23 protein-coding genes are annotated in these 17860 nt (G+C 44.9%); 11 read left to right on the forward strand and 12 right to left on the reverse strand.

Annotated elements, in window-relative coordinates:
- Positions 1–7 precede the first annotated feature (7 nt).
- From AC5ZC7_RS08635 to AC5ZC7_RS08645, 3 genes are all read left to right on the forward strand, one after another.
- Positions 8–823 (forward strand): hypothetical protein, encoded by an 816-nt coding sequence (locus AC5ZC7_RS08635; RefSeq protein ID WP_496162752.1) that lies wholly within the window; start codon positions 8–10, stop codon positions 821–823.
- Between the two features lie 33 nt (positions 824–856).
- Positions 857–2557 carry a hypothetical protein gene (locus tag AC5ZC7_RS08640; protein ID WP_496162753.1) on the forward strand — a complete coding sequence of 567 codons (1701 nt, stop codon included), beginning with the start codon at positions 857–859 and terminating at the stop codon, positions 2555–2557.
- 187 nt (positions 2558–2744) lie between these two features.
- Positions 2745–3707 carry a gliding motility protein GldB-related protein gene (locus AC5ZC7_RS08645; protein ID WP_496162754.1) on the forward strand — a complete coding sequence of 321 codons (963 nt, stop codon included), beginning with the start codon at positions 2745–2747 and terminating at the stop codon, positions 3705–3707.
- Between the two features lie 6 nt (positions 3708–3713).
- Here the strand turns inward: AC5ZC7_RS08645 and AC5ZC7_RS08650 are convergent, their stop codons facing one another.
- Complete coding sequence (locus tag AC5ZC7_RS08650) at positions 3714–4028, reverse strand: 5-carboxymethyl-2-hydroxymuconate Delta-isomerase (RefSeq protein ID WP_511911452.1); 315 nt, start codon at positions 4026–4028, stop codon at positions 3714–3716.
- 147 nt (positions 4029–4175) lie between these two features.
- A complete protein-coding gene (locus AC5ZC7_RS08655; RefSeq protein WP_496162756.1) occupies positions 4176–5030 on the reverse strand; it encodes an alpha/beta hydrolase fold domain-containing protein in 855 nt (284 codons plus the stop codon).
- A 113-nt stretch (positions 5031–5143) separates the two neighbouring features.
- Here AC5ZC7_RS08655 and AC5ZC7_RS08660 point away from each other — a divergent pair, with 113 nt between their 5' ends.
- On the forward strand, positions 5144–5542 hold the full coding sequence (locus AC5ZC7_RS08660; protein ID WP_496162757.1) for a winged helix-turn-helix transcriptional regulator: 399 nt from the start codon (positions 5144–5146) through the stop codon (positions 5540–5542).
- On the opposite strand, the gene AC5ZC7_RS08665 is transcribed toward AC5ZC7_RS08660, so the two are convergent.
- On the reverse strand, positions 5490–6158 hold the full coding sequence (locus AC5ZC7_RS08665; protein WP_496162758.1) for an ATP-binding cassette domain-containing protein: 669 nt from the start codon (positions 6156–6158) through the stop codon (positions 5490–5492). The two genes, AC5ZC7_RS08660 and AC5ZC7_RS08665, sit on opposite strands and share 53 nt — an antisense overlap.
- 10 nt (positions 6159–6168) lie before the next feature.
- A complete protein-coding gene (locus AC5ZC7_RS08670; RefSeq protein WP_496162759.1) occupies positions 6169–6465 on the reverse strand; it encodes a hypothetical protein in 297 nt (98 codons plus the stop codon).
- Positions 6466–6650: 185 nt separating this feature from the next.
- Between AC5ZC7_RS08670 and AC5ZC7_RS08675 the strand changes: the two genes are divergently transcribed.
- Positions 6651–7490: a hypothetical protein gene (locus tag AC5ZC7_RS08675; protein WP_496162760.1), complete on the forward strand. Its 840-nt coding sequence runs from the start codon at positions 6651–6653 to the stop codon at positions 7488–7490.
- A gap of 68 nt (positions 7491–7558) precedes the next feature.
- Here AC5ZC7_RS08675 and AC5ZC7_RS08680 read toward each other — a convergent pair whose 3' ends face one another.
- The gene (locus AC5ZC7_RS08680; RefSeq protein ID WP_496162761.1) at positions 7559–8077 is read right to left on the reverse strand and encodes a dihydrofolate reductase; all 519 of its coding nucleotides are present in this window, start codon (positions 8075–8077) and stop codon (positions 7559–7561) included.
- A 259-nt stretch (positions 8078–8336) separates the two neighbouring features.
- On the opposite strand from AC5ZC7_RS08680, the gene AC5ZC7_RS08685 reads away from it, so the two are divergent.
- The gene (locus tag AC5ZC7_RS08685) at positions 8337–9296 is read left to right on the forward strand and encodes a redoxin domain-containing protein (protein WP_496162762.1); all 960 of its coding nucleotides are present in this window, start codon (positions 8337–8339) and stop codon (positions 9294–9296) included.
- A gap of 17 nt (positions 9297–9313) precedes the next feature.
- On the opposite strand, the gene AC5ZC7_RS08690 is transcribed toward AC5ZC7_RS08685, so the two are convergent.
- From AC5ZC7_RS08690 to AC5ZC7_RS08700, 3 genes are all read right to left on the reverse strand, one after another.
- Entirely contained in the window at positions 9314–10369 is a 1056-nt protein-coding gene (locus tag AC5ZC7_RS08690; RefSeq protein ID WP_496162763.1) for a hypothetical protein, read from the reverse strand.
- Between the two features lie 61 nt (positions 10370–10430).
- Entirely contained in the window at positions 10431–11192 is a 762-nt protein-coding gene (locus AC5ZC7_RS08695) for a LytTR family transcriptional regulator DNA-binding domain-containing protein (protein ID WP_496162764.1), read from the reverse strand.
- Positions 11173–12195 (reverse strand): histidine kinase, encoded by a 1023-nt coding sequence (locus AC5ZC7_RS08700; RefSeq protein WP_496162765.1) that lies wholly within the window; start codon positions 12193–12195, stop codon positions 11173–11175. Before AC5ZC7_RS08700 ends, AC5ZC7_RS08695 begins: the two co-directional genes overlap by 20 nt.
- 254 nt (positions 12196–12449) lie before the next feature.
- On the opposite strand from AC5ZC7_RS08700, the gene AC5ZC7_RS08705 reads away from it, so the two are divergent.
- From AC5ZC7_RS08705 to AC5ZC7_RS08720, 4 genes are read left to right on the forward strand one after another with little or no spacing between them, the layout of a single operon-like run.
- Complete coding sequence (locus tag AC5ZC7_RS08705) at positions 12450–13370, forward strand: heme-binding domain-containing protein (RefSeq protein ID WP_496162767.1); 921 nt, start codon at positions 12450–12452, stop codon at positions 13368–13370.
- Positions 13371–13377: 7 nt separating this feature from the next.
- The gene (locus AC5ZC7_RS08710; protein ID WP_496162768.1) at positions 13378–13839 is read left to right on the forward strand and encodes a hypothetical protein; all 462 of its coding nucleotides are present in this window, start codon (positions 13378–13380) and stop codon (positions 13837–13839) included.
- A gap of 18 nt (positions 13840–13857) precedes the next feature.
- Entirely contained in the window at positions 13858–14625 is a 768-nt protein-coding gene (locus AC5ZC7_RS08715; protein WP_496162769.1) for a DUF1223 domain-containing protein, read from the forward strand.
- A gap of 59 nt (positions 14626–14684) precedes the next feature.
- Complete coding sequence (locus AC5ZC7_RS08720; RefSeq protein ID WP_496162770.1) at positions 14685–15092, forward strand: Ohr family peroxiredoxin; 408 nt, start codon at positions 14685–14687, stop codon at positions 15090–15092.
- A gap of 80 nt (positions 15093–15172) precedes the next feature.
- On the opposite strand, the gene AC5ZC7_RS08725 is transcribed toward AC5ZC7_RS08720, so the two are convergent.
- Complete coding sequence (locus AC5ZC7_RS08725; protein ID WP_496162771.1) at positions 15173–15670, reverse strand: DinB family protein; 498 nt, start codon at positions 15668–15670, stop codon at positions 15173–15175.
- 3 nt (positions 15671–15673) lie between these two features.
- The gene (locus AC5ZC7_RS08730) at positions 15674–16096 is read right to left on the reverse strand and encodes a hotdog fold thioesterase (RefSeq protein WP_496162772.1); all 423 of its coding nucleotides are present in this window, start codon (positions 16094–16096) and stop codon (positions 15674–15676) included.
- 146 nt (positions 16097–16242) lie between these two features.
- On the opposite strand from AC5ZC7_RS08730, the gene AC5ZC7_RS08735 reads away from it, so the two are divergent.
- Positions 16243–16791: a CHRD domain-containing protein gene (locus tag AC5ZC7_RS08735; protein WP_496162774.1), complete on the forward strand. Its 549-nt coding sequence runs from the start codon at positions 16243–16245 to the stop codon at positions 16789–16791.
- A gap of 62 nt (positions 16792–16853) precedes the next feature.
- Here AC5ZC7_RS08735 and AC5ZC7_RS08740 read toward each other — a convergent pair whose 3' ends face one another.
- Positions 16854–17042 (reverse strand): hypothetical protein, encoded by a 189-nt coding sequence (locus tag AC5ZC7_RS08740; RefSeq protein ID WP_496162776.1) that lies wholly within the window; start codon positions 17040–17042, stop codon positions 16854–16856.
- 162 nt (positions 17043–17204) lie between these two features.
- The gene (locus AC5ZC7_RS08745; RefSeq protein WP_496162778.1) at positions 17205–17756 is read right to left on the reverse strand and encodes a sigma-70 family RNA polymerase sigma factor; all 552 of its coding nucleotides are present in this window, start codon (positions 17754–17756) and stop codon (positions 17205–17207) included.
- Positions 17757–17860: the final 104 nt, after the last annotated feature.

Below are 17860 nucleotides of genomic sequence, written 5' to 3' on the forward strand. Positions count from 1 at the left end.
TCAACTTATGAATATCATTTATACTTCAATAAGAATGGGCGCGATAGCAGGTTTGCTGTTATTGTCTGCCTGCAGCCGGAAGGATGATTTGCCACCGGTAGATGCAAAGATTGGATTTTACAATGCGTCCGAATATGTGCGGCTGCAATTGCAACGGAATTATCGTCCTGGTTACCTGTTCCTTGATACGAAGGATACGGTGGGAGTAGTTACTACTCCCCGTTTTCAAACAGGCGTGTATGCCAGTCAGTATCCTAATGTGTCTTATTATACGAATCACCCGCAGCCATGGTTGGATTACATGCGCGTCTTCGAAGGCTCGCATCAGTTGCTCCTGATGGATACCAGCGGACACCGGGTATTAGTAAAGGATACATTGATAACCCGTCACGATCAATCCACTACTATCTATTTTGCAGATAGCCTGGGGAAATTCCGTACCTGGAAATTATCTGACGAAGCGAACATCTCCCCTGATGCCATTGGTCTGCGTCTCATACACCTGAGTCCTGATTTGGGAAAGATATATTTTACCGTGAACGGGCATAAGGTGACAAATTTCCCCACTACTATAGACTACGGAGAGGTTACCACTTTCCTGCCTATGCCCATAAAGGGATCGGATACACTGCGAATCCGTGTTTATCATCCTGAAACACCAGAACAATCCATACTCAGTACTACGCTGCTAACGATACCGGGGGGCGCGTATAATATTGTGCTGAAAGGATATGAGCATGCGCAGTCATTTATGGATCCGGTCACCAACCAGTTTCTCAGTTTCGACGCCAGCCTGAAAGTGGCATTGACACAGGTGAAATAAGGTCGCTACATTACTTATTTTAAAATTGACAAGATGTTAATCAAATATAAAATTCTTCATCGTCCTATCTGTTTCATGCTGCTGCTGATCTCATTTTTTTCCTGTAAGAAAACAAATGAGTATGCACAGGAGGTAAATGATACGCCTTACCTGGTTACCGGGTACATAAATTTAGAGACTATAGGAAAAGGCAGCTATGCGGGCTTTTCGCGCTCCTATCTGTTGGGGGATACGATGACACTGGTAGGCAGATTTTTTGTCGACAAACCTGGTTCACTGATCCGCCTGGGGAATCAAACGATACAGCCATTGGAGAAATACAAACTGTCGAATGGAATTAACAGCTATACCCAACAAACAGAATACTTGGACGTGATTCGTTTTGTGATCACTAAAGAAATGGGGTTAGGAAGTCATATCTCATTAAGTATTACTGGTAACGGGAAAACCCTTCGGGCCCCGGACATTTCTATCCGGCAATTTTCCGGAAGTATGCAACAAACGGATACTACCTTGTATGTAGCGCAGTTGGCTAACTGGAAGCCCGATGATTTGGCATTTTATCAGCAGCATTCTTTACCGATGGTGACTAATTGTAGTGTTACGGCAGAAGGAGATGTTTATTTTGGTAATTATTCCGTTATTAATGCGGTTCATGAAGGAAAGATTACAAAGCTGTTGAAAGCCAATGATCAATTTACAGAGAATGGAAGCACATTCACTATTAAATCAATAGCAGGTAATGTGGTAAGCTATGATGGTAGCAGACTTACTTTTTCTGTAGAAGTAACGGAAGGCATTCCGGAGGAAGCTACCTCGTATATTTTCCGGTTATGCAATATGAACCTGGCTACCCGGCAGGTGACCACTATTAATCGTACTTTGGTCACTAAAGAAGCCGCGTCCCAGAATGAAAAAGTCGGGCCATTTGAAGGAGCAATCGGAAGCCTGAAGATTGTAGCATCGAGGTTAAAGGCCGATGCCAATGGAATGGTATATTTTCTTAACAGCTATTCGCCGGCACGCACCGACCATATTAATTCGCAATGGTATATAAATGGTTTGTGGCCGACTAACCCGGAGTCAGATCCTGCTTTGTATAATAATATTTGCAGGCTGGACCCCGGTGGCGCCGTGAAATCACTGTTCACTCAAAATGACGTGTGGGCCGGCCCTTCTTTATATGCTATTCCGGGAACGCCCATACAAATGACTTTTGACTATGTGATTAGTCCGGATGGGAAAACATTTTTCTGTAATAACCAAGTGAGTTTCAATATCGCCTATAGCTTTGGTTCTTTTGACCTGGAGCAGGGTGAATCGCAGTATAGTACGGGGTTTTATCAACCCACGTATAGTTTCTTTTCTTATGATACTTCTTCCGTTAACGGGTATCATGAAAAGGAATTCTCTCCCGTTTTTTTCCTGGGCAATACCAATTATTTGAGCAATTTTCTGTACACGGCCAACGGAGAACTATTGCAACAGCAAAATGCTTCCATAGGGGCAATTAACTTACCCAATAAAACGATCTATTGCTATGCCGGGACAGAAATTGGATTAGTGAGTTCCAATAGTACACAAACGCAACTAACAGGACCAGCCAGAAATGTATTGTTTCCTGAATATATCTGGTTGATAGGGGTAGATAAGCAGGGCAGCGTGTTGTATACCAGGTCAATGAATGATTATACAAGCGGCGTGAGTTTTTACCGGATGTACTCCCGTAAGTAATGAGCTGAATTGAGGACCTATATACTGGAGGCCGTCTCTATGGAGGCGGCCTTACTTTTAGGAAACCGCCTGACTGTTTTTTTAAAAATCTACTTCCACGAAATAAATTTTCTGCACGATTTTATTTTACTTTGCATCTTTATTCCCCTATGCCAGGGAGTGGTTACAACTATCAAAATCTATCTTCATGTTTTTCAACCAAAAAAAATCTGTTTTCTTTATTGTATTCATTTGTTCCCTTGCCAGTACGATGACTGGCCGTGGACAAAATGCTGCCAACATTTTTACCAGCGACATAGATCATTTCTGGGCCGCATTCGACAGTATTCAAACGGTAAAAGATAGTGCCCAACGGGTGGCTATGATGCAGTCGTTGTACATCGATAAGGGCACCGAAGGATTGAAGCATTTCATGGTACTCCGCAACTTCAATGCTGCAAAATTAGTCGGCGCCATCAACAAATATCCTAAGTTCTGGGCTTCTGCCAGGAGCAGTACCCTGAGTATAAAAGGACAGCTCCCCGCTATTGAAGCCAATTTGCAGAAATTTAATGCCCTCTACCCGGAACACCGGGAAGGAAAGATCTTCTTTACGATCACCGCAGTACGTGCAGCCGGTACCGTTAAGGACTCCCTCATGCTGATAGGGTCAGAAATAGCCACCGGAAATATCCATACAGATATATCTGAGTTTCCCGACAAAAGGCTGGCGAACTTCTTCAGCACTAGAACTTCCGATAATATTGTTCCGGTGGTTATCCACGAATATGTGCATACCCAACAAAACGGACATGCTAAAACACTATTGGCGCAGTCGCTCTATGAAGGCGCCTGTGATTTTGTGGCGGAACAGGTTCTCGGCGCACCACTGACCAATGCTTATATTGCATACGGACAGCAACATGAACCGGAACTGAAAGAACAATTCAAGAAAGAAATGATGGGGGAAGACATGAGCAACTGGTTATATAACGGATCTACTACCAAAACAATGGGCGACCTGGGCTATTTTATGGGATATACCATCTGTAAATCTTATTACCATTATGCCAAAAATAAATCGCAGGCGATAAAAGATATCATTCGCTTAAATTATGGCGACCCAACAGTGGTAGCGGAGTTTCTGAAAGCATCCCGTTACTACAGGTAAGCGGCATCAGAAATGACGGTTCCTGGTGGTGTTGAGTGGATGAATGAGCGACTTATTACAGTAGGTGTCGGCTTCAAACTCGCTGATGTTGATAGATAGGAAAGAAACGCCTGGTAGCAGTGGCGTTATTTTTTCTATTATTGCTTTCGCAAGGTCGGCTCTTTGTGCCGTGCTGCGGCCCTGCATGATATACGCGAAGATATGCAGGAAGCTGTCTTTGTCTGCTCCCAGTTTATAATATTCAAACGGGATGATGCGTACTTTAATATCGTTTTCAGCAAATAATCCGGTATCGGCAGCCGTATCATGTATAGTATTCATGATGACATCAGCGGATTGTTGTGCTAAAACATTAGCGGAGCATTCAACAACGAAATGAGGCATATGTTAACTTTTTTAGAGTGATAATCACCGGGAGAAGATTTCTTCCTATCATCTTCTCCTGGTGATGTAGCCCTGTAATATCGGTTATAATTTCATCTTCAGAAAATGTACTATTTCGTCTTTTGACATCCTGCTTTTTTCTTCGACGGCGAGCCGCAACAGAAAGGCATGTCTTGTACCAGCGTAAAAGGAATACCGTACATCCACACCATGCGTAGTTAGTTTTTCCAGTAACTGTTTTCCATCATCATGCAACACGTCTTCATCCGTACCTATGATCAGGGTAGGAGGGAATGCCGTGAAGTTGTTAGAAACGACGGAGGCCAATGGCGGGAGCCTGTTTTCAGCGCCTACATAGGCCTCCCAGCAGGCTTTCATTAAGGAGGCGGTTAATCCATAACCGGTGGCGTACTTTTGATAAGACATCGTGTCGAAATAATAGCTAACAGGGGGATAAGCCACTACCAATGCACGTATAGCCATGGTTTGTGTGATTGCTTGCTGCGTCAGGGCAATGGCAATATTGCCGCCGGCGCTGTCGCCGCCAATTGCCAAACGATGGGTGTCAACCTGTATTTCGTTGGCATGTTTGTGTATCCAATCAAGCACCAACAATCCATCTTCCACCGGCGCGGGGTAGGTGTATTCAGGGGCCAGTCTGTAATCAACGGAAATAACGGTAAATGCGCCCTCTTGTGCCAGGTGCCGGCACAGGTAGTCGTGTGAAGCGATGCTACCCCTGACCCAACCGCCTCCATGCAGAAAAATTAAAGCGGGCAGTTTTTTTTCGGCAGTGTTGTTCCGGTAGATACGTATGCGCAGCGTGTCGTTGATTTGTTGATCGGTCATCCTCTCAATAGCTGGTATCGGTTTCAGGGCATGTTGTATGGCATATGCTTCCAGTTCCTGTCTTAATGCGGGGATGTTTAATTTTTCCATGATGAGGTGTGTTAAATATTTTCCGCAAATTTGACAGTTATTCACATTGTTTTATTTTACATACACTTTAGTGCGATACTTACTTTTTTGAAAGAAATAAAATTGGAGGAGATATGCCTGAATTTACCTATGACGGAAAGCTATATTATAACCCGATAGAACTGGCGCTTTCGCATATTGGAGGCACCTGGAAAATGCCTATTCTCTGGCGATTGAAAGACCAGGTACTGCGATATGGTGAATTAAAGAAAGATATTCCCCACATCACGGATAAGATGCTGACTTCACAACTGAAGGAACTGGAAGCCGTAGGGTTGATTTTAAGAACGGCCTATGCAGAGATCCCACCCCGGGTAGAATATAGTATCACAGAAAAAGGCAGGAAGGCGCTGCCGGTTGTTGAAATGCTGATCCGGTATGGAGCGGGGCTTATTAAGGAATATAATATTGAAATACCCGTTAAAGATTTGCCGGAAGAAATTGCCAAAATTTTAGCTCTTCCGGAGAAGTAATTTGCCGGCAGACGCCGTTCGCCAGCAACATATTTTTCGTTCCCAGTTGTAGAATAAGTTCATATTTATGATCGGTGATCACTATACCCTGTGTAACACTTTGGTGGCGGATCACCTCCATCATACTTTTTACCAGCAGTGGTTCAATCCCGGTGAAGGGTTCGTCTAACAGCACGAATTTTGTCTCCAGGGAAAAAATTAATAGTATCTCTAAAAATTTTAACTCTCCGCCCGACAAATTCCCAACCTTCCGGGAAAGATTCTTTTGAATAATATCCTGTTGCATTACAGGTATCCGGTCAGGTGTTTGACCGGTGAATATTTTTATTATCTGCGCAACGGTAATGTTTTTAGGAAGAAAAGGATGCTGGGGTAAATAAGCGATGAGCTGCTTTTTTTTGTAAGGATGTTCATACGGGATATTATTTATCCGTACGAATTTATTATAAGCAGGTTCAATACCAAATATGATTTTTAATAACAGCGACTTGCCGGCACCATTTCTGCCTAATAGCCCTACAATGTCACCAGTTTCACATTTAAGGTAGCAATCTGAAATGATCTGACGATTCTTTACATATTTGATAATGCTTTCTACTTCAAGCGTACTTTTCACATCCGGTTTTTTAGAAAAGAAATATAAGGGTTAACAGCGGAGCATTAAGTATATAGGCCAGGATATTCAATGTTGTTTTAGAAAACCCTTTGTTATAATAGCTATAGTATTGCTGTGGAAACCGGAGGTTAAAAAAGAAAACCGCTAAGAAAAATCCACCGGTGAAATATGTAAAGACAAAAAATTTCAGGAAATATTGTGTCAAATGATCGCCACGTGTTATGGCGATGCCGGCGAGGCCCATAACGAGTGAAAAAATGAAGTTGAATTTGAATAGCTCCCTGGAGTAATACAGTAGCATCCGCATGCTTTCTTTTTTGTAGCGGAAGTTATGACTTAATCCGGGAGCTATCCATAAATTTACCCGATAATGCTGCCTGATAGCGTGTTTTTTAAGCCTAAACTTTTCAAGTATTAATTCTTTGAGGGGAAACGTGGGGGTAAGTTACCCTGACGGACGTTACTAGTTATAACCACAAATATCAAGCTTACATGAAAAAGCACTGGATGCTGTTAGGCGGTATGTTATGCCTGCTCTTTAGTAATTATTCTCCTTTAATGGCACAAAAAAGTGCGCCGGCAAAAAATATTGCAGTAAAAGAAGATACCGTAATGATGTTGACCGGCGAGGTAAAACACGGTAAAATAACTGCCGTGGGAGCTGATGCCGTTTCTTTTGTGCATAGTGGGGAAAGCCTGGAATATACTTTAAAGAAGAATGAGATACAGCAAATCACATTCGCCAGCGGAAGAACGGAAATCGTTACAAACCCTGCATCATCGGCTGCCGCTGCTGATAATTACCCCCCGGTAGTACATAACCTGATCGCCGTATTACCCTTTAAATACCGCAGTGTGGGAGAGCCGTTGGAACAAATTAATGCCACCAAAGAAAAGTTGCAGGATGACACTTATTCTTACCTCAGCAAACGCAACGGACTGTATAAATTCCAGGATCCGCAAACTACCAACGCCTTGTTGATACGGAGAGGCATTGATGAAAACAGTATCAAGGCATATACTTTCGATGAGCTATGTAAAATATTGGGTACCGGGTTTATTGTGCAGGGGGGCTTATCACGCAGTACCAAGGAGAGTGTTTCAAGCGCTGAAACCAAAACTACCAAGGTAGACGATGACAGGGCCCGGCAAAATAAAGCATCTCATACTGTTGTGGAAAAAAGCTATCAGAATGAGGTGTCTATCCTTATTTACAACCAACAAAATGAGAAAGTATTCGATAATCATCGTACCGCTTTACTTTCAGAAGAGAATTCTTATAAAGATGCCTTGTTTTATATGCTGAAAAGGTGCCCGTTTTATAACAGATAAATCACCCGGTAAAAATAACAGCTCCCGCTATGACAGGCCTGTATAGCTGGTCAGGGGACTGTTACTTTTTATTTACGTTTCACGGCATAATGTAGTTGTACCGTGTGGCCATTTAATGGTTGTACCGCTACCAGGGATAAGGGTATTTCAAATCCGGCGTCTTCTACCAGGGATAATCCCTTGCCGAACAGTACGGGTTCTACGACGAGTATGATTTCATCTACCAGCCCCGCAGATATGAATGCACTAACAGCTTGCCGTCCGCCGATGATGACTGCTTCCTTGTACCCTTCCGCGGTTAGTTGAGCAACAATTTTTTCCGGGTTATCATCCGTGAACCGCACATTGGTTTGAGAAGGAACCTCTTCTGTATTATGGGTAAGTACCACCAGTGAACCGGTTTCTTTTAAGGGCAGATAATCGGGCGCCAGGATGTGATAAGTGGTTTTTCCCATGATCACGGCTTGGGTACGCTGACTTATGGTCATAAATCCCTGGCCGTATTCCGGCGATAGCCAATCTGGTACATTCCTGTTATTACTGATCATGCCGTTGGCCGAAGTGGCGAGGTAAACAATAACTTTCATCGTATAAACTTTATAATTTTAAAAATATCAGGTTGCGCCTTGCTTTTTGATGCGCGACTACCCAACAAAGGTACCCGGATGAGGTAACAGTCAGCCGCCCCATAAACGACAATTCCGGGGTGCTTTGCGACATCATTCGGGGAGGTTGCTGGTAAATCGGGCCAGCGCAAGTGGCCAGGATGGCTGCTTCAGGAATTATTTCCCTTTGCATTCACCCTTTTTGCCACTTGCGATGCCTATATAGTATCAACCAATGGATATGAAAAAAATCTTTCTATGGAGCATGCTCCTGCTTCCCCTGACGGGATTTTGTCAGCAACAGACCAAACAAGACATTCCCGACAGCTGTTTATTTGACCTGAAACTGGATGAGGTGATGGCTGCACTGACGAAAGATAACGTAAAGGAAAGCCAGGTACTGCCTGATTTCAATGCCATGAATGCTATTTTGAGAAAAGATATAGGAGAAATAGCTATGATGACCCAACTGCGGTCATTGGATATGGTGAAGGATAGTGCAGCATTTGTTAAATTTGTTACCACCAGGCCCGCAGCGGTTTATAAGCAAAAATTGCTGCTGAAGGTAGACTTTGTAAAAGCACATCCTGACTCTTATCTCAGCTTATATATGTTGGATGAAAACAACGACATGTATACCGTGGTGACCTATGATGCAGCTTACAAGGGGCTGAATGATGACCTCAAGAAAACTTATGTAGGCCAACGTATCCACGACAGACTGGAAGCGTGGAAGAAATCATCTCCCATTGGTAAGCAGGCAGTAAATTTTACCCGTACTACCCAGGATGGTAAAACCATTAAGCTGAGTGACTATAAAGGAAAATTAGTGATGCTGGACTTCTGGGGTAGCTGGTGCGGTGCCTGCAGACAATCTCACCCTCATTTAAAAGAAGTTTACAACGAATATAAAAATAAAGGGCTGGAAATTATTGCGGTGGCTAACGAAGGGGTGCATGGGAACAGAACAATGACGGAACGTAAAACTACCTGGCAGGAAGCGATAAAGAAAGACGAAGCAAACTGGATACACGTCTTGAATGATGAAATGAAAGGTGGGGTGGATATTGTCAAGGCGTATGAAATCACCAGCTATCCGACGAAGATTCTGATCGGAAAAGACGGTAAAATTCTGATGCGTGCAAATTCTATGATGACGGCGGATATGGATAACCTGATTAAGGCCATGTTGGATAAGTAAGCCTGAATAACTATTATCTAATGACTTGTTTTTTGTAAGGTTACGCTCATTGTATCTTTTCCCACAATGCCGGTGAATGTTAGTGGAGCATTAGCATTCACCGGCGAAATAACCCCTTTCAAAGCTGGAATACCGGTAGGTTCCTGCCAATTTATAGTCAGTTGATTATTCTTTTTCTGATACTTTCCATACCACCTTTTCTGAACCGTATTGAATTCAAATACACATCCATTTTTTATGTCGAAGTATACCGTGGTCAGCAGGCTGTCTGCACAATCCGTACGATGAAGCGTCTGATGGTTAATGATGAGCTGTTTGACCTCGTATTTGCCCATCAGATCCGGATCCTGGTTGGTTTTTGTATGGGTGGCAATAAGTAGAAGCGGGATATAAATAATGGAAAGACGGATGATGATTTTTACATATTTTGATAGTTGTAGCTGCGGCAGTTGATCTTTTGCTGCAAAGAAGAAGGCTTTCAGCCGGTCAAATTCTATGAACAGGAAGTACAGCACACCTGATAACATAATGGATGCATGAATAACCACAGAAGTACCTATCTCATAAAATATATCCATTAGTAAAATGTTGGCTAGTATGGGCAGTAATATAAAAACACCGACCAGCCGTGTTCTCCGGAATAGCAGCAGTAGCGCGCCCATGATCTGAGATCCGGCAATAATGGCTCCTAACGTATATGAATGGCTGAAGAAAGACCAGAATAAGTCGGATGACGAAAAACTGCTGTAAGGCAGATCAAACTTGCTCAATGGCATCACAAATTGAAAATGGAAAATCTTTTCCCATCCGAAGGTGGCGAGATCAAATGCAACGCCATAACGTATTAATCCCTGCCAAAAGGCAAGAGTAGCAGGGGTAGAGGACTTCCGTATCTGCCATATGATGGCAGATATAACAGCTGCCACTACCAGCAACGTAGGGATATTTACAATCACGGGTGTTGGCAGCCAGGTACGCATAAATGTAAAACCAATGCGTAACGTGGTGGCGCCTATAACCAGGCCGGCCAGTGTACAAGTAATGAATTTTTGGGAGAACGGGATTTGTTGCATAGTAGGCGGCAGTCGCCCCTAATGGGGGACTATCATCCGAATATAAAAAAAATCATGCAGATTACCTATTCTCCATCCACTGCAAAAATTGCGTCATCTTGTCTTTTCCCACCACCAGCTGTTCTTCCGTAGGCACCATAAGATGTAATCCCAGCTTGCGGGAAGAAAAGTTTTCTACTTCTTTGATGGCATCAAAATTAACCAGGTATTGCCGGTTTAAACGATAAAACTGTTTGGCCGATAGCTGGGACTGCAACTGTTCCAGCGTTTGTGGAATAATGTATTTCTGTTGCTGGAAAGTAACTATATAGGGTGCATCGTACTTAATGTAGATATAAGCAATTTGTTCGGTGCGCACGGTGATGTACCGGTTGTTGTGAAAAATCAGGAAGCTGCTTTTACTTTCCGGTTTATCCAGTCGCTTTACCAGCTCCTGCCAATCGGATTGGGATTGTTGCTGGAAGAAGTTTTTGAATTGTGCTATCTTCTGGAACGCTGCTTCCAGGTCTGCCGCAGAAAAGGGTTTCAGCAGGTAGTCTACGCCGTTGGATTTAATGGCATCCATCGCATATTCTCCGAAGGCTGTGGTGAATATCACCGGGCTGGAAATTTTCGCCAGACGGAATATTTCAAAGCATAGCCCGTCGGAAAGCTGCACGTCCATGAAAATCAGGTCGGGCGGTGGATTGGTAGCGAGGTAGGTAACCGCTTGTTCTATACTATGCAGCATTGCTTCTACCGTAGCGTCGGGGCGACTTTTAGCCACCAGGTTTGCCAGCGATTTAGCGGCTTTAATTTCGTCTTCAATAATGACTATCCTCATGAATAATCGGGAGTTTTACAGTAAAGGTGTTTGATGCAGGTAATATGTCAATATTTTTTCCGAGAAGATGATCATATCGCTCGTTGATATTCTCCAAACCAATCCCGGTAGACACTTCAGGGGTCATCTTAGGTTGTACATTATTGGAAACTACGAGGTAGTCATCTTCAGCATAAATTTTTACGTACAACGTTTTGTCAGGTGCTACCACATTGTGTTTAATACAGTTTTCTACCAACAGTTGTAAAGTGAATGGAGGTATCATGGTGGCGGCGTGTGCGGGAGGAATGTTGATTTCCACATCAAACCCTTCTTCAAAACGCGCTTTTAGTAAATAGATATAGGCTTGCAGAATTTTTAATTCTTCCGATAACCGGATCAGGTCCAGCTTCCGGTTTTCCAGGGTAAACCGGTAAAAGTCAGATAACTTCAGGATAAAGTCTACGCTGTGTTCATCCCCGCTTTCCACCATGTATTTCAACGTATTCAAGGTGTTAAAAAGAAAATGTGGATTTACCTGTTGCCGCAGCAGTTCAAACTGTGCCGCCAGGTTATCCATCTTACTGCGTTCCAGCTCTATACTTACCCGTTGGTTTTGATAAGTTTGATATAGCAGGTGGATGAACATATAGAAGGTAAGGTTGATCAGTATCCCTCTCACTTCAAACATCAGCATCACCGGTCCGAAATTGATATGTGTGAGTATCAGCTGTTGTACATAAGATAAAAGGAACATCACTACTACGCCCACTACCAGGTTCCTGAGCAGGGGATACAATGAAAATCCCCGGGCTACTTCCTGCGAGGTATATACCGGGAGTGTGTACATATTATAGTACCATACAAACAGGGAGAATACGAAGGTAATAGCCGAATTGGCGATTACTTCGTATAGGTTATACTCGTGTTGAATCAGGCTGGGTAATGATACAATAACCCCTAAAAACAAGGAGCTTAACCATATGATGCGCCCGGATATTTTGAATGGCTTCCTTTTATTCATAGCGCACCAAAGATAATGGTATTTCCCTGCCAGGGAAACAAGGAAGAGGTGAACCCGGCATTTCTGGCCCTGAACCCGGCAGCTGGGGAGTTCATAGCGGCAACTGCTTTCCTGTGGCTGTTTAGGCCGGTGAAACTGCTTTGCAGGTTCATCCGGGAATATGCCCGGCTCGCCCCCTCATTTGCCGGATACAGGGCATTCCGTTTTTACCTGTTTCCAACTTTTTTTCTCTTTGTGTCATAATACTTCGGCACATGAAAATAACAAACAAACGCAGCCTGGCAGGCATTACGGCAGGGATAATAGTGGTAGCAACTGCCGTCTTTTCTTTTAATACTACGGTGGCGGATCATCCGCCTGTGACGGGCGACCTGGATGCGCCGGAGGAAGTGAAGCAGATCTTCCGGCATGCCTGTTATGATTGCCATTCCAACACGTCGCAGGTGCAGTGGTTCAATAAATTGCCTGGCATAGCCTCCCTGGTGAGCCATGATATCCGCACGGCCCGCAAACACCTGAACTTTTCTGAATGGGACCGGCTTTCCAAAGCAGAACAGGACGGCGCGCTCTGGGAAGCATACAACATGATTAATTCCGGTACCATGCCTTTGCCGGCCTACAAAGCACTCCATCGTAATGCTACGGTGACAGCAGCTGAATTGGCGACGCTCCGGGATTATCTCAATACCAAACGTAAAACAGTACCGGCAGCCAGCGGTAAACCAGTGGCAGACAGTATCCCCACGCCGGCTACATTGCCCGTTGCGGCCACGGGAATACGCTTTATGCCCGAGTTCAGAACATGGCAGGTGATGAGTACTACTTCCCGCTTCGACAATACCACCATGCGGGTGATGTTTGCCAATCCTATCGCCATCCGGGCGATCAAAAATAATCAGATTCATCCCTGGCCCGATGGCGCTATCATCGCCAAGGTAGTATGGGAAAAGGAGCGGGATAGCGAAGGATACATTCATCCCGGTAAATTCCTGAATGTGCAGTATATGGTCAGGGATCAGCAACGGTACAGGGATACGGATGGATGGGGCTACGCCAAATTTGAAACACCGGCACTTAAACCCTACGGTACGGTGCTCACGGCGCAAACCTGCGCTTCCTGTCATAAAGCAGCCGGCAATACCGGCGGTATCTTCGATCTTTCCACCATTAATTAATATAGTCATGCGCGTTATCACATTCTTAACTATCCTGGTTATTGGAATCAGCAGTTGCTCCGGCAATAAGGCAGCACTGCCTGCCATCCGGCCATTTGCTTTCAATGATAGTGGCCTGCAGGTGATTACCACGGTTATCAACGAAAAAAACGGCGAGGTAGCTATGTTATATGGCAATCCCGCAGCCATGGATGGTCATGTTCGTCAGCCAGCCACCCAGCTCCCCGGCGCCCAATATAAGCTGGTCACCTACCGCGAACAGGCAAATCAATTTTGGTTTGGCAGCGATATCAACGGCGAGTTACTCCGGGTGGAAACCGTAGAGGTGCCACCCACCATTACCGGAAAAGCCCCGGCCTACTCATTGCAGCGTTATAACGGCGACCAATACACGCCGGCTGATACAAACAGAAGAGCTACTTTTATACAAACCATCGACCGCGCATGGTATCCATGCGATCCACACTGATCTTTTAAAACCTGGCATATGAAAACATTAATGATATCCTCACTCTTTGCCCTGTTACTGGGCGCCTGTAATATCTCTTACGGCAATAGTTCCCATGCGTTGCTGAGCCCTGCCGATAGTACCAAAGGCTTCGCAGTAGTGGAGCTGTTTACTTCTGAAGGATGCTCCAGTTGTCCGCCGGCAGATGAATTGCTGGCACGCCTGGAGAAAGAAAGCCAGGGTAAACCACTGTACCTGCTGGCATTTCACGTGGATTACTGGGATCACCAGGGATGGAAAGACAGCTTTAGTCAGCATAGCTTCTCAGAAAGACAGGAAGCATATGCCGGCTGGCTTCACCTCAACAGCGTATATACGCCACAGGTAGTTATTAACGGCAGCAGCCAGTATGTTGGCTCCGATGCCGGCAATATTACCTACCGCATCAATGAAGCCTTTAATGCCAATGAGGGACAAAACCTGGCACTGGAAGGACAATCCGCAGACGGGAAAATGAATGTATCATGGACACTTCCGGCGCCTCAAAAGCATACACGCTTACACCTGGCCTTTGTGCAGAAAAATGCGCAAAGCAATGTAAGAGCAGGCGAAAATGCAGGCAGGAAATTATCGCATGTGCAAATCGTGCGGCAGCTGACGACGATTGACCCGGACAAGAATAAAAGCGTTCTGGTAAATATTCCGGCAGGCTTTAACAGCCAGGACTGGGAACTGATTGGGTTTGTGCAACGCAACAGCGACGGGAAAATCATTGCAGCCGGCAAAGTGGCCGTTCACAATAAATAGGCATACCTGGTTATCGTAAGTATCTGTCTCACTAACATAAAATATAAAAACACATTATCATGAACAAAGTATTATATACCGGAAAAACACATACCACAGGCGGCCGCGAAGGGCTGGCAACCAGCAGCGATGAACAACTGCAAATTAAACTGGGTACACCAGGCAGTGGAAAGGGCACCAACCCGGAACAGCTGTTTGCTGCAGGATGGTCGGCCTGTTTCATTGGGGCGATGGGGATTGCTGCACAGGCAAGAGGCGTCCGCCTGCCTGAAGGCACGGCGGTAAATGCGGAAGTAGACCTGGTGTTAAGTGGGAGTGACTACAGCTTACAGGCACGGCTAAACGTAGCATTGCCCGGACTGGAAGTTGGGATGGCACAACAGGTAGTGGATGCAGCGCATAATACCTGCCCTTATTCGAAAGCAGTAAAAAATAATATACCGGTCACTATAGCTGTTAGCTGTTAGCAGTTAGCAGTTAGCAAAATGCAGCGAAGATCATGTTATGTGGTCTTCGCTGCATTTTGCTAAAGGCTAAAGGCTAACAGCTAACAGCTGTTTCGCCCTACCTCTTCTGAGGTAAGTCCGTACATGGGAGGTGTTTTTACGCCCAACAGGTTCAGGTAGATATATAATTCGCCGCGGTGGTGGATCTCATGTTCTACCATGGCGCGTAGCCATTTCCAGGTACGCATATTTATATTACCGGGCGTAGTGCAGGTACGTTGCAGATCCTCATCGCTTAAACCACGGAAAATATCGAGCGATTGTTCATGTAGTTTGTTGAAGAAGGTCAGTACATTATCATAGCCGTCGGCCAGGTCTTTACCACAGCCCTGGTAGGCACTTTTTCTGCCAGTAATGGTTTCTGCAAACATATATCTTTCAATGGTAGCGATGTGCCTGATTTGGTCGCCAATACTGAATTTGCCGGGGCGGTAGCACCAGTCCAGCTGGTCCCGTGGTACTACTTCTATCAGCCGGAGGGTACGCGCCCGTACTTTATCGTAATATTCGAGGAAAGGGGCGATAGTAATGATTTCCATGGTTTATTTACTGGCTTTCATGAAGGTGAGTAATGCGGTGGCCACCTGGGATTCTTTGTCCTGGCTGATGATGTACAGGTCAGTTTGCACAATGGTAATGGTAGCGCCTCCCTTGATAACCCTGGCCCGGGCGATCAGTTTTTCCCCTTTTGCCTGCCGGAGAAAATTGATTTTAAATTCTATGGTCAGGAAGGAAACATCTTCCGCGTAAAGTGTGGTAGCGGCATATCCTCCGGCGGAATCAGCCAGTGCGGCAATCACCCCGCCATGAAAAATGCCGGAGGTACGCAACAGGAAATCGGTAGGAGGAACGGCGATGGAAATGGCGCCGCTGTCGATATTTTCAATGGAAGCACCATACAGTTGCATTAATTTCTGGCGGCCAAAACTGGCGTTGATTCGCTCGCTGATCTGTGGGTCTAACATAAGCAATTGTTTCACGGGAAGATAGACATTTTTATGTATTTATATGGTATAAAACCGTTATCCCAGCACTGTTAGCGGGACGTTAAAGTACCGTTAATGACGCAACTATTGACACTCATTGCGCGTATTAACTATAAACAACTGTTATGAAAAAGATATCGCTCTCCCGCATGTGGAAGAGACAGTGGTTGGCATACAGTTCTTTATTTTTTGCTGTGTGTATGACTGCCTGTAGTGGCGGGGGCTATGGTAGTAATAATGGTAATCCTGGCGGAGGTAATACGTATTCCATCAGTGCTACGCTGACGGGGGCGCAGGAAACACCTGCCAACAGCAGTACAGCTACGGGTACTTTAACAGGTACTTATGATCCGTCGACGTATAAAATTACTTATACGGTTACCTGGAGTAAAATAAGTGGGGCGCCCACAGGAATGCACTTTCACGGGCCCGGAGCGGCGGGCGTTTCTGCCCCGGTAGTAGTGAGTATTACAGGTTTTCCGGCTACCGCCAGTGGTACATTTTCCGGAACAGCCGTGATCAGTCAGGGACAAGCCGGCGATTTGTTGTCTGGTAACTGGTATGTAAATATTCATACCGCAACTTTTCCGAATGGAGAAATAAGGGGGCAGATAACCAGCACTCAAATGACCTCCGGTACAGGATCCAATCCGGGAACTGGATCGGGCTATTAGCAGCAACAAGGATGCATCTTTTCCGATGCATCCTTGTTTATTACGTCAACGGATATACGTTGCTATCTTCTGACGGTGTGATGCTTTGCCATCTGGCGAATGCTATAGGCAATACTCATGGTAATACATAACGGGCATACACCGAAACGGAAGAAGGTGAGGATGACTTTTTTATACCAGGGCAGGTGCGCCGGGATAATTGGGCAGGAGGGGCCGTTGTCCTCCAACTTTTCGTAATCATTTGTTTTCATTTTCCCTGTTTTTGTTAACCGAAGAAATGATAAAGACAAACGCCTGTTAATACCAGGGAAACGATGCAGAGAATGATTTTTGTTTTTGCAGACATATACGGTTGTTTTAAAGGTGATTTGTTGATTAATACCCGTTTGGCAAAACAATCACCCAAAAAACTATCATTCTTCCTCCTGTTGTTTGATTTTCTTAATTTGTTGAATACACTTGTATTGCTGGTTTGCCGCTGTGTGCTTGTTTTTCCACTTCATTTTTTTCATGAGCAATTCCATGGGTTCCCGATAAAAGAAAACGGCTTTTAAGATGCGTTGACAATGCAGGGTGATCCTCGTGATCCAGGACTGCACTTTTTCGTCTTTGCTTTTTTCGGGATGCAGGGTGGTTACAAAGGCTTCTTCGGGGCATTGGTAGCTGTCAACATCGGCTACCGGTAGCAGTTTATTGTCCCGCAGGTGCTTTAGCCACAAGTTTCGGGCAATGGAAAAGAGATAGGTTTTCAGGGAGGCAGTGAGTTGAAAACCGGGCTGCCTTACTTTCCGGAGGAGAACAATCATGGCTTCCTGGAAGATATCTTCCGCATCTTCAGTTTTGCCGTGGTGCTGGACGACATAGGAGGCAATGGAGGGGTAGCAGTAGTGATAAAGTTCTTCAAAAGCAGTGCTGTGCTCACTTCTAAGCCGGATAAGCAAGGTGTTGTCTGATATTGTTTGCATGCTGCTGTGCTGTTTGTTCGCTATTATATACCGGAATGGGCGATTTATCACCCGGTAAAGGTAAAAATATTTTAACCCCGTCCGGAGGGGTTATATGTATTTTA

It is taken from the genome of Chitinophaga sp. 9-1-y (assembly GCF_059511905.2).